Origin of the sequence: Kribbella sp. NPDC049227, from assembly GCF_043197265.1 — a bacterium.
Lineage (GTDB): Bacteria > Actinomycetota > Actinomycetes > Propionibacteriales > Kribbellaceae > Kribbella.
In genome coordinates this window covers 73751-88111 of the sequence record NZ_JBICST010000001.1, presented here as the reverse complement: position 1 = coordinate 88111, position 14361 = coordinate 73751, and the positions used below count along the sequence as shown (strand labels likewise).

Here is a 14361-nt window from a genome sequence, read left to right as displayed (position 1 = left end):
CATGAAGCGTGGGGCTCTGCTTGCTGTCCTGCCGCTGGTCTTCGGAACGGCGACACTGCTCACCCAGTCCTCCGACTCGCCGCCGGTTGCCGCCACGTCGACCACTGTCGGCACGGCACAGGTGGAGTCGAAGGGGACACCCAGCCCGAGCGACGGCGACCTGTGGCCGTCCTGCTGGGCCGGCAACGACAAGCTGTACGCCGCCAACGGCGACGGCAAGGGCTTCAGCCTGGACCAGGACTTCGCCGACATCGCGGTCAGCGAGATCAACGGAACGCCGGGGAACTTGTCCGGGGCAACGATCTCCAAGGGCGACCAGGTCGGATCGATCTGGAGCGGGGCCGGGTACAACCGCAAACCCACCGGGATGGTGTGCGTCGGGGACACGATGTACCTGGCTGTCCAGGACCTTGCGCTGGACTTCAACGACGTACCGGCCGCGACGATCCTGAAGTCGACCGACCACGGGCGGACCTGGACGTGGGACAAGAGCAAGCCGATGTTCTCCGACCATGTGTTCACGACGATCTGGTTCGCGGACTTCGGTAAGGGCGGTGCGCTTGCGCCGGACGGGTACGTCTACGCGTACGGGCTGGACGGGAACTGGCGGGATTCGTTCGACGACACGGTGGCGGATCCGCAGAGCGTGTTCCTGGCGCGGGTACCTCGCGGGAACGTCCAGGATCGCGGGGCGTGGAAGTTCTACACCGGGTCCGGATGGTCGGCGAAGATCGCGGACCGCAAGCCGGTGCTGACCGACCAGCGGCGGCTGTACGCACAGACGTACGGGACGAACGCGTCGAACCTGAGTGTGATCAGCCAGGGCGGGGTCACATACCTGGCTCAGCAGAAGCGGTACGTGTACACGTCCTGGACGGAGTACACCTTCGAGTTCTACGAGTCGCCGACGCCGTGGGGTCCGTGGAAGCACTTCATGAGCAAGGACTTCGGCGGGTATCCGTGGTCGACCTCGAAGTACGGCGGGTACGGCGTGACCATCCCGTCGAAGTTCGTGCAGCCGGACGGTAGGACGATGTACATCCAGGCGAACGTCTGCCCGTGCGGTGGCGGCGGGATCGGGACGTCGGTCTACAACTTCAACCTGCGCAAGCTCGTCTTGACGCCGTCGTCTGATGCGCCGGCTGACAATCTGCCCGGACCTGAGAACCTGGCGGCGCCGTCTTCGGGTGCCGTCGCGATCTCCAAGTCGACGCAGTCCGGGAGTCTGGCGCTGATGAGCGACGGTGCGACGACCGGGAGCGAGACCGACTTCGACGACGAGGTGAAGGGTGCGTCGTGGTGGGGCTACGAGTGGCCGTCTCGCCACAAGGTGAACAATGTGTCGTTCACCTCGGGTGCGGTGTCGGCGCAAGGTGGGTTCTTCACGGGTCGGCCGCGGGTGCAGGTTCGTCAGAACGGTCAATGGGTCGAGGTCGGTGCGCAGACTGTGTCACCGGCGTACCCGGGTGACGTCTCGGCCGGTGCGAACACGACGTACACGATCACGTTCCCTGTGCAGGAGACCGATGGTGTGCGGGTGATCGGACTGCCGGGCGGGACGCGGAGCTTCACGTCCGTGTCGGAGTTGGCGGTCAGGTACGTCGCTCAACTCGCGGATGGTGGCTTCGAGGGGACCGGCGGTGGGAAGCCGGCGTGGCTGTTCGAGGGTACGGCGGCCAACGGTGTCGACCGTGGACTCGGCTTCGCCCACTCTGGCGCGAACAACGGCTGGATCCGCTGCACCTGCACCGGGTGGAGCGCCCTGTACCAAACCATCCCCGTCACCCCGGGCGCCACCTACACCTTCGGCTCCTGGATCAACGCCTCCGCCAACCTGCCCGCCGGCCAAGGCCGCTTCGGCGTCCGCAACGGCACTCAGGACCTGGCCTCCAGCACCTTCGGGGCAGGCACCGGCTACGTCCACCTCGAGGTGACGGTCAAGGTCCCAGCCGGAGTCCACGAACTCACCGTGTACTCCGGCTTCACCGGCCCCAACCTCGACACCTGGATCCAGGTGGACGACTTCACCGTGGAGTGAGAGAGCGGATCTCCAGCGCATCACAATCGCATCGAGCGGGCCGGCACACGCCTGACAGGTCGGCGTCGCGGGCGATTGATGTGTGCTGGAGGTCCGCCTCTTACGGCCAGGGCAGCAAGTCGGGGGTTGCGCCGTCGACGGGGGTGGCGGGGGTGCGGCCCGCGTACCAGGCGGTGAGGGCTTGGAGTTCGCCGGTGAGGGTTCTGGGTTCGCCGGCGCCGGACTGCCAGGTGGGGCCTGCGGTGGGGACCAGGATGAGGGTGATGTCTTCGGGAGTGCGAGGGCGGAGGAACTCCAGGAGGTGCAGGCAGAAGGTGCTCGGCCAGTCGGCTGGGGTGATGGCCAGGCCTAGGTCTGTGGTGTGGATGAGGAGCTCGCGCCAGGTGGTGTTGAGGGCGGCGGCCAGGTTGCTGGTGCGGTGGGTGATCGGGCGCTGCCAGTCGTCGGGTGTGAGTTTGCCGAAGGCGGTGAGCAGGCCGGTGGTTGCCGAGTTGAGGTGGGACTCGAGCTCGGCGGCGGGGCGGTTGGCGCCGGCCTCGATGGCGGCGTCCCGGGCTGGGCGGCCGCCGTCGTAGAACTCGACGAGCCGACCCTGGAGGGCTTCCTCCACCTGCCTCGTCATCGCCTCGGAGAAGTTCGCGATGTGGGTGATCACGTGACCGCGGGACCAGCCGGGCAGGACCGACGCGCCGCGGGCCGTTTCGTCGTCGAGATCCGTCACCAACGCGGTCAGTTGCGCGGCTGCCGTGTTGACGTCGTTCAGGGCCACAAGCGCTCCTTGGTCCAGGGAAGAGTCGGGTCGTCGAGCCGGTAGCGAAGGCGGAGGTGGCGACGGTCCGGATCGGCCTGCCAGAACTCCACCTCGTCGGCTCGCAGCGTGTAGAGAGTCCAGTTCGGCGCGACCAGCCCCGGCTCGGCCGTCAGCCGCTCGGCCTGCACAGCGATCGCAGCGTCGACCTCGGCGGAATCCTCGAGTACGGCGCTCTGCCGCCCAGCCAGCGCTGCCGCCCGCGAACCGACCGGTCGGGCGAGGAAGTCACGCGCGGACTCCTCCGGATCGGCGGCCTCGACCGTCCCCAGCACGCGGACCTGGCGCCCGAGCGGGATCCAGTAGAACGTCAGAGCGGCGTACGGCGATCCCGCGAGATCCTCGCCCTTCTGGCTGGTCGACGACGAGGCGAACTGCCATCCGTCCTCGGTGACGTCCTTCAGGATCAGGACCCGTCCGTTCGGACGCCCGTCGGCGCGCACCGTCGACAGCGTCGCGGCACACGGCTCCGGGATCTGCTGGTCGACCGCGGCCAGCAGCCACTCGACGAACAGCGGATGCGGTGTCTCCGGCGTCAGCGCCGGATCGAACGCCGGCGGAGTCCCGGTCAACGTCGGGACGGCGCGCAGTCTGGTGCGGAGGTCGGTCATCGAATGCCTAACGGTAGGTGCGGCCTGTCACGTTAGTGACCCTAGAGCAGCAACTCACATGGCAGCAACCCGATATCCCATTAGACTGCGACCGTGAGCACGCTGGCTTTCGCTCTCGCGGCGACGATTCGGCACGACGGCAACGGCGGTGTCGCGGACCTTCTCGCGACGCCCGCCGACACCGCCACCTGGGTCGAGCAGCACGAGGATCTCGTCGCGGACGTGCTCGGCCGCCCGTTCGAGGGCGCCGACGACGCGCAAGACGAACTCGTGCGCATCCGCGGCGCCATCCGAGCACTCTTCGCCCGCGCGGTCGCGCCGCGCCCCGCGAGTACGGCGGATGCGGATCGGCTGATCGATGCCGGGGCGGCACTGCGCATGGTGAACCGCGCCGCCGACCGGCTCGGGACCACCCGGTTGGACTGGCCCGCAGACGGCGTACCGGTCACCAAGTGGGCCGGGCGGACCGACGACCCGGTCGCGCTTCTGGTCGGCGCGGTCGGCCGTTCCGCGATCGACTTCCTGGCCGGCCCGGACCGCGTCCGGCTCCGTGCCTGCCCGGCGGCGCGCTGTGTGAAGTACTTCCTGCAGGACGATCCGCGCCAGACCTGGTGCTCCCCGTCCTGCGGCAACCGCGAGCGCGTGAACCGCCATTACCGCCGGCAGCACGGCCGATAGCCTGTGGGCCATGACCGTCGCACGTTTCAAAGACCTGTGTATCGACGTGACGTGCCCGAGCGCGATGACGGCGTTCTGGGGGAACATCCTGGGGCTGACCTCGCCGGCCGACAACCCGAACGTGCTGGTCGGCGACGTACCGGAGAAGACCATCTGGATCAACAAGGTGGACGAGCCGCGGACGGTGAAGCAGCGCGTCCACCTGGACGTCGCGACCGGCGCGATCGCGGACCTCGAGCGGCAGGGCGCGACGATCCAGGTGCCGGCCAGTGACGAGCAGCAGTGGACCGTGATGGAGGACCCGGAGGGCGGCGAGTTCTGCGGATTCGTGCGCACCACCGTCCCGGCGTACAAGGTGCTGGAGCTCATCGTCGACGCGGCCGACCCCGAGGCGCAGGCGCGCTGGTGGCATGGAGTGGTCGGTGGTGACTTCGGCAGTAGGCCGGGTACGCCGTACAACTGGCTGGAGAACGTGCCGGGGCTGCCGTTCCCGTACTGGGTCTTCGTGCCGGTGCCGGAGCCGAAGACGGTGAAGAACCGGGTGCACTGGGACGTCACCGCGCCCGCACTGCAGCCGGTGCTCGACGCGGGTGCGACACTGCTGCGGCCCAAGGACGACGAGATCGGCTGGGCCGTCTGCGCCGACCCCGAAGGCAACGAGTTCTGCGTGTTCGTACCCCCGGCGGAGGACGTTTGATGAACAAGCTCGACCTGACCATGCCCGGCCCGGAGCTGACCGAGGCGCTGGTCAACATCTCCTCGGTCAGTGGGACCGAGGAGGCGCTCGCGGACGAGGTCGAGGCGGCGCTGTCGGCGTACGCCCATCTGAAGGTGTTCCGGCACGGCAACACCGTGGTCGCGCGCACCGATCTCGGCCGGGACGAGCGGATCGTCATCGCCGGGCACCTCGACACCGTGCCGCTGAACGACAACCTCCCGGCCCGGCGCGCCGACGGCCTGATCCACGGGCTCGGCGCCTGCGACATGAAGGGCGGGGTCGCGGTCGGACTCCGGCTCGCCGCCACGCTGGCCGAGCCGAACCGCGACGTCACGTACGTCTTCTACGACTGTGAAGAGGTCGAGGCCGAGCGGAACGGCCTGTTCAAGCTGACCCGGTCGAACCCGGAGCTCCTCGAGGGTGTGTTCGCGGTGGTGATGGAGCCGTCGAACGCGGTCGTCGAGGCGGGCTGTCAGGGCACGATGCGGATCGAGGTCACCACCCGCGGCGAGCGGGCGCACTCGGCCCGGTCCTGGATGGGGAAGAACGCGATCCACGCCGCGGGCGAGATCCTCGCGCGACTGGCGGCGTACGAGCCGCGGCGGGTGCCGATCGACGGCCTGGAGTACCGCGAGGGCCTGAACGCGGTCGCGATCCGCGGTGGTGTCGCGGGCAACGTCGTACCGGATCTGTGCACGGTGGAGATCAACTACCGGTTCGCGCCGAGCCGGTCGGAGGCGGAGGCGGAGGCGCATCTCCGGGAGGTGTTCGACGGGTTCGAGCTCGCCGTCACCGACTCCGCGCCGGGCGGGCTGCCCGGGCTGGAGCGGCCGGCCGCGGCGGCGTTCCTGCAGGTGGTCGGGGGTGAGCCGAAGCCGAAGTTCGGGTGGACCGACGTGGCTCGGTTCACGCTGCTCGGCGTACCGGCGGTGAACTACGGGCCGGGCGACCCGCTGTACGCGCACAAGCAGGACGAGTTCGTGCCGGAGGCCGAGATCGAGCTGTGTGAACAAAGGTTGAGGACTTGGTTGACGGAGCCCGCGTCGCCAGGCTGGTAAATACCTGACGACCTAACCTGGGGGTATGGCAGAACCCTCGATCCACCCCGACCGCCCGCCCGGCCACCAGCAGCGCGGGCCGGTGGTGATGCGCCGCAACCAGGTGCAGCAATCCACGTCGGAGCAGCGCCTGCTGGACAGCCGCGGCCCGTCCGACTGGGTGCACACCGACCCGTGGCGGGTCCTGCGGATCCAGTCGGAGTTCATCGAGGGCTTCGGCATGCTCGCCGAGCTCGGCGCCGCGATCAGCGTGTTCGGTTCGGCCCGGACCAAGCCGAACGACCCGATGTACGCCGCCGCCGAGGAGTTCGGGCGGAAGCTGGTCGGCGCCGGTTACGCCGTGATCACCGGTGGTGGACCCGGTGTGATGGAGGCGGCGAACAAGGGCGCCTCCGAGGCCGGCGGCGTGTCGGTCGGGCTCGGCATCGAGCTGCCCTTCGAGAACGGCCTGAACGAGTGGGTCGACATCGGGATGAACTTCCGCTACTTCTTCACCCGCAAGACCATGTTCGTGAAGTACGCGCAGGGGTTCGTGGTGATGCCGGGCGGGTTCGGCACGCTGGACGAGCTGTTCGAGGCGCTCACGCTGGCCCAGACCCGGAAGGTCACGTCCTTCCCGGTCGTCCTGTTCGGTACGTCGTACTGGGGTGGGCTGGCGGACTGGCTGCGGGACACGATGCTCGTGGACGGGAAGATCTCCGCGGCCGACCTGGAGATGTTCACCATCACCGACGACGTGGACGAGGCGATCAGCTACATCGTCAAGGCCGGTGAAGGGGCCGACGCCGCCGCTGAGGAGGCCGCGGCCGCCGCTGCCCGGGACGTGGCCGAGGCGAACAACCCGGAGGCCCGCGAGCGTCGCGAGGCGCACCGGCTCGGCTCGGACGGGAGCTGATCCGGCCCGTGAGGCACGTCCGAAACCCTGCCGATTGTGCGGGTGACTGGATCGGCATGGCACGATCGGACCCGTGATGTGGTTCTTCGGGCTGATCGTGGTGCTGTTGATCGGGGCTGTCGCAGTGGTGGCCTCGGGTCGTTGGGGTGCCATGAGTACGGCGTACGACGATCGGCCCGACATGACCGTGCCGGCGCGGCAGGCGCTGAGCTCGGCCGACATCGAGTCGGCCCGGTTCGCGGTCGGGCTGCGCGGCTACCGGATGGACGAGGTGGACACGCTGCTCGAGCGGGTCGCGAAGGAGGTCGCCGAGCGCGACCGCCGGATCGCCGACCTCGAGCGTGCCGTCGCGCCGATCGTGGAGGCGCCGGACGGGGCGGGATTCACGTCCCGGTCCCGGTACAGCGCGACCGACTTCGACGACACCGGGGCGCAGAAGCCGATCATGGTCGGTGGCGACTTCCCGGAGTCGGACACCTCGGAGCAGCCCTCGGTCACGGCTGAGCAGCCTGTCGTGACGTCGGAGCAGGCCGAGCAGCCCAGCGTGTCGCCGGAGCAGGCGGCCGCCGGAGGCCAGCCTGGGCAGACCGGATCCACCTCGCAGACGCCCGGCGACGCTCAGACGCCTGGCGGCGCTCAGATCGCGGGCGGCGCTCAATCCGCCGGTGGCGCTCAGATCGCGGGCGGTGCGCAGACTGCCGGTGGCGTGCAGCCCTCGGCAGGGGTGCAGCCTGCTGCGGCTCAGGGCGTGTCGCCGGCCGCCTATCTTCCGCCCCTGACTCTGCAGCAGCCCGTCGCTGCCGACGAGCCTGTGACTGCCGAGCAGCCTGTCACCACCGAGCAGACGGCTGGGGAGCGGTCCGCCGCTTCCCACGCGGCTGCGGCGGACGAGTACGAGCGTCTCCAAGCCGAGGCCCGCGCACTCCTCGAAGCCCAGTCCCAGCCCGGACCACCCCGGCGTACTCCGGCCGAGCGTCAGCCTGCCCCTCAGCAGTCGACGCCGCCTCGCCAGTCGGAGACACGGGCTCCCGAGCCGCAGCAGCCCGAGTCCGCGTCGTACGAGCCCGAGGGTGAGGCGTGGTACCAGCGGCCTGCTCCCGAGCAGCCGCCCGCGGCTGACAGCTCGCAGGGCCAGCAACGGTCGGTGCCGGCGGCCGGGCCGCAGCCCGCTCCGACGCCACACTGGGTGCTGCCCGATCCAGCGCCTCAGCACGAGGAGCCGGCGCCGCCTGATCAGGGTGCTTACCAGCGGCCGAGCTGATGAACCCCGACGGGAACTGCCACGCGGAAGCGTCGGTCTATCTGTCGTTGAGTCCGCAAGCAGCCTGGGATGCCGCGATCGACTGGGAACGCCAGTCGCGATGGATGCTGCTGACCCGCGTCTGGGCGACCGAGCACGACGGCGTTGGTGTCGGCGGTGGGATCGCGGCGCGCACTTCTGTCGGTGGCTTGGGGTTCACTGACGACATGGTCATCACACACTGGGATCCGCCGCGCGAGTGCACGGTGAAACACCTCGGCACCGTCGTCGCCGGCACCGGGACCTTCTCGATCGTTCCTACCGGTGTCGGGAGCACCTTCACGTGGGCGGAGGACGTCGTACCGCCGTTGGGGAGGGTCGGTCGGATGGGGTGGCCGGTGGTGCGGCCGGCGTTCGAGGTGCTGATGCGGATCTCGTTGCGGCGGTTGGTGCGCGAGGTCGCGCGATGACGGTGATCGGGCCGGACGGGCAGCCGCGATGCGGGTGGGCGACCTCAGCGCCGGAGTACATCGAGTACCACGACAACGAGTGGGGCAAGGAGATCCGCGACGACCGGGGACTGTTCGAGCGGATGACGCTGGAAGGGTTCCAGTCCGGGCTGTCGTGGATCACGATCCTGCGCAAGCGGGAGAACTTCCGGGCCGCGTTCGCACACTTCGACCCAGAGGTGATCGCGAAGTACGGCACCGACGACTTCGACCGGTTGATGGCCGATCCCGGGATAGTCCGGAATCGCCTGAAGATCAACGCGACGATCTCCAACGCACGTGCGTTGCTGGAGTTGGACGACGGCGAGTTCACTGAGCTGCTGTGGTCGTTCCAGCCCGTCGATCGGCCGGTGCCGAAGACGTTGGGCGATGTGCCGGCCACGACGCCGGAGTCCGTCGCGATGTCGAAAGCCCTGAAGAAAAAGGGGTTCGTGTTCGTCGGCCCGACGACGGCGTACGCACTGATGCAGGCCAGCGGCATCGTGAACGACCACCTGTCGACCTGCATCGCCCGTTGATCCTCCCCTGGCACGGCGACCCGAAACCAGATCGTGTGCAGTCGTTCTGGGCTGAACCAAGCAAGACTCAACAGCTTTGTGCGGCGCTGACTGGTGCTCGATGCACGTGCAGCTGCATGCGTACTTTGCGGCATGCAGGTGGCGCGTGCAAGGGCACGATTGCCCGGAAACGCCTGTGGTGGAAGGGATCTGGGCCAATTTGAAAGACAAACGGCTGAACGAGTTGTGCTCCGGGCACTGAACGTGATGAGGTGATTCCGGGCTCCCCGACTGTCAGGTGGTTGTCCGGCCGTGACTCGCCCGGCCGGAACGCGGCCGGGGAGCCCACCAAACTTTTCACCCCCCCCGCGCGCGACACCCCCTCAGCGGCGCAACGCGTTGGGCACACCAACAAACCGCCGCCAGAAGACACCCGACCAAAAGACCCTCGAGTCGTGGATGTCTGCAGCGAATCGCCCGCCGTGTGCACAGCGATCCACGACTCGGCGGCCGCAGCGTCGCCTGCGCGCTGATTCGTTGAGCGGGCCGTCGGGAGGTCGTCGAGTCGTGGATGTTTGCGGGGAGTCGGCCGCCGGGGGTGCAGCGATCCACGACTCGGGAGCCGCAGCGTCGCCTGCGCGCTGATTTCGTCGGGCGGACCGTCGGGAGGTCGTCGAGTCGTGGATGTTTGTGGGGAATCGGCCGCCGGGTGTGCGGCGATCCACGACTTGGCAGCCGTGGGCAGGTACGTCGGCTGCCGGAGGCGGGCTAGTGGCCGGTGAAGGTTGGTTTTTGTTTGGCTACGAAGGAGGCGACGGCGTTGTGGTGGTCTTCGGTGTCGCCGGTTTGTTGCATCTTGCCCGCTTCGTACACCAGAGACTCGGCCAGTGTGTGAGTGGCCGAGTAGCCAAGTGACTGTCGCACAGCGCCGTACGCAACGGTCGGTCCCTGAGCGAGCTTGGTGGCGAGCTCCGCAGTGGCGGACGTGAGATCGGCGGCGGGCACGACCGACGTGGCCAAACCGAGGTCGAGGGCTTCGGTGGCGGGGATTGTCCGAGGGAAGTACAGCAACTCCACTGCCTTGGCGTGCCCGATCAGACGAGGCAGCGTCCACGAGATGCCGGTGTCGCAAGACAGGGCGATGCCGGTGAAGGCGAGGTTGAAGCCGGCCGTGTCAGCAACAACCCGGAAATCGCACGCGAACGCCATCGACGCGCCGGCGCCGGCCGCGACTCCGTTCACGGACGCGATCACCGGCTTCGGCATCTCGGCGAGGGCGAGGGCGATCGGGGCGTAGTGGTCCGGCACCGTGCTCCACAGTGCGGCCGTGTCGTTCGCCTCGAGGAGACCGATGTGTTCCTTCAGATCCTGGCCGACGCAGAACGCCCGTCCGGTCCCGGTGAGCACGACGACGCGTACGGCGTTGTCCTCGGCGGCGGCCTGGACGGTGTCGCGGAGCAGGACCTTGGTCGGCGTGTCGAGCGAGTTCATCGCATCGGGCCGGTTCAGGGTGATGGTGGCTACGCCGTCGGCGACGGTGTAGGTGACGGAGTCACTCATCGTGGTCAGCTCCTTGACAATCGGTGAGGAATTTCAGTGCAGTGTCAGGCAGTCGTCGACGAAACGCCCGGCCGCGGGGCCCAGTCGTTCGGCATGGAAATCGAAGTACGCTGCGGCCCGCGTTCCGGCCCAGTCGTCGGGCAACAGTTCGCCCGGCAGGCCCGGGTCGAGGAACAGGAACTTGCGCCATTCGTGCACCAGTTCCGACCGTACGGCGAACGCCTGCTCGTCGGTGGTGTCGTCGCCCGCACTCTCCACCAGGGCCTTCGCCTCGATCAGCCAGGCGTCGTACGACGCGCCGAGCTCGTCCAGTTTCCAGACCCGGCGGGCGAACTCGACGGCACCGGCGTCGACGGGTGCGCGGAACCGATCCGCGGCGATCCCTTCCACACCGAGGATCTGGTCCACCTCGGCGTCGTTGCGCAGGCCGACCCAGGCGCCGTCGGACAGCGGAGCCCAACCCAGGAAGGCGAGTTGGCTCGCGAGTTGGTCCCGGCGGCGCGCGTTCGGGACCTCGCGGAGGATGCCGAGATGCCAGTGCTGATCCCAGCCGGACGAGCCGTTCGTACCGGCCGGACCGCTGCCGTCAGGGCTGGTGCGGTAGATCCGGGCGGCCGCGTCGTCGAGACGGCGACGCGCCCGGGACGTCAGTGCGTACCCGGGTTGTCCGTCGATCCGGACCGGCTCCAGCCAGCCCTGCCGGACCATCCGCGACACGGCGGTGCGCACCGCCGGCGGATGGACGCCCAGCGGCGCGAGCAGCCGGACCAGCGCGGCGACCGGGGCCCGTGCGCCGCGGGCGCGCAGGTGGTCGCCGTACAGGTCGAAAAGCGCTGAACGGGCGTGCACAAGAGTTGAGTCTGCCGTATGGTGCACGGCTCTGGCCTGAGATCGGGGATAATGGTTGCGATACACACTGCGATACGCGCCGACGGCGCATCACCGCAACGGCGCCGGCGACGGTTCCCCGCGCGGTGTCGTCGCTCAACACCGACACTGGGAAGGGGTGCGCGCATGGCGGCGATGAAGCCGCGGACGGGCGATGGTCCGCTCGAGGTCACCAAGGAGGGCCGCGGGATCGTGATGCGGGTTCCGCTCGAGGGCGGCGGCCGGCTAGTCGTCGAGCTGAACGCCGACGAAGCGACCGAACTCGGCAACGCGCTCAAGGCCGTCGTCGGCTGAGCGGATCCCTCGAGGTGCCTTCCGTACCTCTGCCAATTCATCGACCCCGGTGGGTGCCTTTTCGGGCACCGGCCGGGGTCGTTACGGTTGGCCCCGGACAATGCAGTCCCCACATTTGATCAAAACCAGTGAGGTCCTCCTAGTGGCTCGCCGCAGCAACACGTTCACCTTCCCGACTCTTCCGGCCGTGTCCTGGCAGCCCGGTCTGCCGGTGCACGGCGCCCCGACCTGGGTGATCGTGGTCGGCGAGGGCGGTCTGCCCGCTGCCGCCAAAGAGGCGGGCGAGCGGCTCGGAGTCGATCTCGACCGCCTGTACGAGGTACAGCAGGCGACCGGCTTCAGCCCGACCGCCGGGGCGACCGCGAGCTATCCGCTGCTGACCGGCGAGGTGACCGAGGTGCTGCTGGTGGGCGCCGGTGACGGGAGCGCCAAGGACCTGCGACACGCCGGGGCCGCGATCGCGAGATTCGGCCGCGGCAAGGACGAGCTCACCGCGGTCGTTGCCGAGGGCATCGACGATGCGACGCTGCAGGCCGTCGCGGAGGGCGTCGTACTCGGATCGTTCGCTTACACCCAGAAGACGGTCGACACGGGCAAGCCGGTGGTCGGCCGGGTGACGCTGACCGACGGATCGGCGTCGGAGCGGCAGGCGGTGCTCGACCGCGGCATCGTGCTCGGGCGGACCGGTTGGGTGGCGCGGCAGTTCGCGATCACCCCGTCGAACGAGAAGGACCCGGCCTGGATGGCCGCGCGCGCCACCGAACTGGCCGCGTCGTCCGGTCTCGAGGTCACAGTCTGGGACGAGAAGCAATTGGCCGCCGACGGGTTCGGCGGCATCCTCGCGGTCGGCAAGGGGTCGACCCGGCCGCCGCGGTTCATCCGGCTCGACTACGTGCCGGCCGGCGCGACCAAGAAGACGCCGTACGTCGTCCTGGTCGGCAAGGGCATCACCTACGACACCGGCGGCCTGTCGCTGAAGCCGCGCGAGGGCATGGTGTCGATGAAGCGGGACATGACCGGCGGCGGTTCGGTGATGGCGACCATGTCGGCGCTGCGCGAGCTCGGCGCGAACGTCCGGGTCACCGGCCTGATCTGCTCCGCGGAGAACATGCCGTCCGGTACGGCGTACCGCCCGGACGACGTGATCCGGCACTACGGCGGCCGCACCACCGAGGTGAAGAACACCGACGCCGAGGGCCGGCTGGTGATGGCCGACGGCCTCGCCTACGCGGTCAAGGAACTGAAGCCGGACGCGATCGTCGACATCGCCACACTGACCGGCGCGATCAAGGTGTCGCTCGGCTCGATGCTGTACGGCGGTCTGTTCGCGACCGACGACGCGCTCGCGGACAACCTCGCCGACGCCGGCCGCGTGTCGGGTGAGGAGCTGTGGCGGATGCCGCTGGCCGAGCAGTACCAGGAGCTCATCTCGACGCCGATCGCCGACTCGGTGAACAGCTCGAAGGGCCCGGGCTCGATCACCGCGGCCCTGTTCCTGAAGGCGTTCACGGGCGACATCCCGTGGGCCCACCTGGACCTGTCGTCGATCGCGGAGTCCCCGGCCGACCGCTTCGAGTACTCCGTCGGCGCAACCGGAGCCGGCGCCCGCCTCCTCACCACCTGGCTGACCTCCGAAACCCCAACCTCCGGCATCGGCTGACCGCCCGCCCAACCTCCGGCATCGCGTGACTGTTGTCAGTCGGCGATCGTGTTGAGGTCGGTGATTGCGTCGGTGGGGAGGACGAGGTCTCGGGCGGCGATGTTCTCGCGGAGGTGGGTGAGCGAGGACGTGCCGGGGATGACGATGCTGGTGGTGGAGCGCTGCAGGAGCCAGGCCAGGGCGACCTGCTGAGGTGAGGCGTTCAGGCGGGTGGCGACCTTTGCGAGGGTCTCGGACTGCAGCGGGCTGAAGCCGCCGAGCGGGAAGAACGACGCGAACGCGATGTTCTCGTCGGCACAGAAGTCGACCACGTCGTCGTCATCGCGCCGGACCAGGTTGTAGAGGTTCTGCACGGTGACGACCGGGGCGATGGACTGCGCCTCGCGGATCTGCGTGATGGTGACGCCGCTCAGCCCGAGGTGCCGGATCAGGCCCTCCTGCTGCAGTTCGGCGAGGGCCGTGAACTCGGCGGCGATCGATTCCTCGCTGCCTCCGTCGTGCGCGGGGGTGCGCAGGTTGACCACGTCGAGGATGTCGAGGCTGAGATGCTCGAGGTTCTCGTGGACCGCGGCCTTCAGGTCGTCAGGCTCCCGGGCCGGGAGCCAGCTGCCGTCGTCGCCGCGGCGGGCGCCGACCTTGGTGACGAGGTGCAGGCCGGCCGGGTACGGGTGCAGGGCTTCCTTGATGATCTCGTTGACCACGACCGGGCCGTAGAAGTCGCTGGTGTCGATGTGCGTGACGCCCAGGTCGACGGCTTCCCGCAGTACGGCGATCGCCTGGTCGCGGTCCTTCGGCGGCCCGAAGACCCCTGGACCGGCGAGCTGCATGGCGCCGTACCCCATCCGGGTGATGGTGAGGTCGTCGGCGAGGGTGATGGTTGAGTTCGTCATGTTTTCCACTGTTCCTC

General features: G+C 68.9%; 15 protein-coding genes. 10 read left to right on the top strand and 5 right to left on the bottom strand.

Annotation, left to right across the window (positions count from 1 at the left end; all coding sequences use genetic code 11):
* Nucleotide 1: 1 nt before the first annotated feature.
* Nucleotides 2-2038: a DUF4185 domain-containing protein gene (locus ACGFH6_RS00460; RefSeq protein WP_393379186.1), complete on the top strand. Its 2037-nt coding sequence runs from the start codon at nucleotides 2-4 to the stop codon at nucleotides 2036-2038.
* A gap of 100 nt (nucleotides 2039-2138) precedes the next feature.
* On the opposite strand, the gene ACGFH6_RS00455 is transcribed toward ACGFH6_RS00460, so the two are convergent.
* Both ACGFH6_RS00455 and ACGFH6_RS00450 read right to left on the bottom strand, forming a co-directional pair.
* Complete coding sequence (locus tag ACGFH6_RS00455; RefSeq protein ID WP_393379184.1) at nucleotides 2139-2807, bottom strand: maleylpyruvate isomerase family mycothiol-dependent enzyme; 669 nt, start codon at nucleotides 2805-2807, stop codon at nucleotides 2139-2141.
* Nucleotides 2798-3457: a pyridoxal 5'-phosphate synthase gene (locus ACGFH6_RS00450; protein ID WP_393379182.1), complete on the bottom strand. Its 660-nt coding sequence runs from the start codon at nucleotides 3455-3457 to the stop codon at nucleotides 2798-2800. The genes ACGFH6_RS00455 and ACGFH6_RS00450 overlap by 10 nt, the downstream gene beginning before the upstream one ends.
* A 93-nt stretch (nucleotides 3458-3550) precedes the next feature.
* Between ACGFH6_RS00450 and ACGFH6_RS00445 the strand changes: the two genes are divergently transcribed.
* The 7 genes from ACGFH6_RS00445 to ACGFH6_RS00415 all read left to right on the top strand — a co-directional run bounded on the left by ACGFH6_RS00445 (nucleotide 3551) and on the right by ACGFH6_RS00415 (nucleotide 9073).
* The gene (locus tag ACGFH6_RS00445; RefSeq protein WP_393379179.1) at nucleotides 3551-4135 is read left to right on the top strand and encodes a CGNR zinc finger domain-containing protein; all 585 of its coding nucleotides are present in this window, start codon (nucleotides 3551-3553) and stop codon (nucleotides 4133-4135) included.
* Nucleotides 4136-4145: 10 nt separating this feature from the next.
* Nucleotides 4146-4832: a VOC family protein gene (locus ACGFH6_RS00440; RefSeq protein ID WP_393379177.1), complete on the top strand. Its 687-nt coding sequence runs from the start codon at nucleotides 4146-4148 to the stop codon at nucleotides 4830-4832.
* Nucleotides 4832-5911 carry a succinyl-diaminopimelate desuccinylase gene (dapE, locus tag ACGFH6_RS00435; RefSeq protein WP_393379174.1) on the top strand — a complete coding sequence of 360 codons (1080 nt, stop codon included), beginning with the start codon at nucleotides 4832-4834 and terminating at the stop codon, nucleotides 5909-5911. The genes ACGFH6_RS00440 and dapE overlap by 1 nt, the downstream gene beginning before the upstream one ends.
* Nucleotides 5912-5936: 25 nt before the next feature.
* On the top strand, nucleotides 5937-6806 hold the full coding sequence (locus ACGFH6_RS00430) for a TIGR00730 family Rossman fold protein (RefSeq protein ID WP_393379172.1): 870 nt from the start codon (nucleotides 5937-5939) through the stop codon (nucleotides 6804-6806).
* A gap of 76 nt (nucleotides 6807-6882) precedes the next feature.
* A complete protein-coding gene (locus tag ACGFH6_RS00425) occupies nucleotides 6883-8067 on the top strand; it encodes a DivIVA domain-containing protein (protein WP_393381135.1) in 1185 nt (394 codons plus the stop codon).
* Entirely contained in the window at nucleotides 8067-8516 is a 450-nt protein-coding gene (locus tag ACGFH6_RS00420) for an SRPBCC family protein (RefSeq protein WP_393379169.1), read from the top strand. The genes ACGFH6_RS00425 and ACGFH6_RS00420 overlap by 1 nt, the downstream gene beginning before the upstream one ends.
* Nucleotides 8513-9073 carry a DNA-3-methyladenine glycosylase I gene (locus tag ACGFH6_RS00415; protein ID WP_393379168.1) on the top strand — a complete coding sequence of 187 codons (561 nt, stop codon included), beginning with the start codon at nucleotides 8513-8515 and terminating at the stop codon, nucleotides 9071-9073. Before ACGFH6_RS00420 ends, ACGFH6_RS00415 begins: the two co-directional genes overlap by 4 nt.
* Nucleotides 9074-9820: 747 nt before the next feature.
* Here ACGFH6_RS00415 and ACGFH6_RS00410 read toward each other — a convergent pair.
* A complete protein-coding gene (locus ACGFH6_RS00410; RefSeq protein WP_393379165.1) occupies nucleotides 9821-10612 on the bottom strand; it encodes an enoyl-CoA hydratase/isomerase family protein in 792 nt (263 codons plus the stop codon).
* Between the two features lie 33 nt (nucleotides 10613-10645).
* A complete protein-coding gene (locus tag ACGFH6_RS00405; protein ID WP_393379163.1) occupies nucleotides 10646-11461 on the bottom strand; it encodes a PaaX family transcriptional regulator C-terminal domain-containing protein in 816 nt (271 codons plus the stop codon).
* Nucleotides 11462-11626: 165 nt separating this feature from the next.
* On the opposite strand from ACGFH6_RS00405, the gene ACGFH6_RS00400 reads away from it, so the two are divergent.
* Both ACGFH6_RS00400 and ACGFH6_RS00395 read left to right on the top strand, forming a co-directional pair.
* A complete protein-coding gene (locus ACGFH6_RS00400; protein ID WP_012923066.1) occupies nucleotides 11627-11794 on the top strand; it encodes a DUF3117 domain-containing protein in 168 nt (55 codons plus the stop codon).
* A 142-nt stretch (nucleotides 11795-11936) separates the two neighbouring features.
* Complete coding sequence (locus tag ACGFH6_RS00395) at nucleotides 11937-13454, top strand: leucyl aminopeptidase family protein (protein ID WP_393379161.1); 1518 nt, start codon at nucleotides 11937-11939, stop codon at nucleotides 13452-13454.
* A 35-nt stretch (nucleotides 13455-13489) separates the two neighbouring features.
* Here ACGFH6_RS00395 and ACGFH6_RS00390 read toward each other — a convergent pair whose 3' ends face one another.
* Complete coding sequence (locus ACGFH6_RS00390) at nucleotides 13490-14344, bottom strand: oxidoreductase (RefSeq protein WP_393379158.1); 855 nt, start codon at nucleotides 14342-14344, stop codon at nucleotides 13490-13492.
* Between the last annotated feature and the right edge of the window lie 17 nt (nucleotides 14345-14361).

Excerpts from the sequence above, each read along its gene's own strand:
- ACGFH6_RS00425 (WP_393381135.1), top strand. The coding sequence starts at position 6,883 with ATGTGGTTCTTCGGGCTGATCGTGGTGCTGTTGATCGGGGCTGTCGCA.
- ACGFH6_RS00430 (WP_393379172.1), top strand. The coding sequence starts at position 5,937 with ATGGCAGAACCCTCGATCCACCCCGACCGCCCGCCCGGCCACCAGCAG.
- dapE (WP_393379174.1), top strand. The coding sequence starts at position 4,832 with ATGAACAAGCTCGACCTGACCATGCCCGGCCCGGAGCTGACCGAGGCG.
- ACGFH6_RS00420 (WP_393379169.1), top strand. The coding sequence starts at position 8,067 with ATGAACCCCGACGGGAACTGCCACGCGGAAGCGTCGGTCTATCTGTCG.
- ACGFH6_RS00450 (WP_393379182.1), bottom strand. The coding sequence starts at position 3,457 with ATGACCGACCTCCGCACCAGACTGCGCGCCGTCCCGACGTTGACCGGG.
- ACGFH6_RS00440 (WP_393379177.1), top strand. The coding sequence starts at position 4,146 with ATGACCGTCGCACGTTTCAAAGACCTGTGTATCGACGTGACGTGCCCG.
- ACGFH6_RS00400 (WP_012923066.1), top strand. The coding sequence starts at position 11,627 with ATGGCGGCGATGAAGCCGCGGACGGGCGATGGTCCGCTCGAGGTCACC.
- ACGFH6_RS00460 (WP_393379186.1), top strand. The coding sequence starts at position 2 with ATGAAGCGTGGGGCTCTGCTTGCTGTCCTGCCGCTGGTCTTCGGAACG.
- ACGFH6_RS00390 (WP_393379158.1), bottom strand. The coding sequence starts at position 14,344 with ATGACGAACTCAACCATCACCCTCGCCGACGACCTCACCATCACCCGG.
- ACGFH6_RS00410 (WP_393379165.1), bottom strand. The coding sequence starts at position 10,612 with ATGAGTGACTCCGTCACCTACACCGTCGCCGACGGCGTAGCCACCATC.
- ACGFH6_RS00415 (WP_393379168.1), top strand. The coding sequence starts at position 8,513 with ATGACGGTGATCGGGCCGGACGGGCAGCCGCGATGCGGGTGGGCGACC.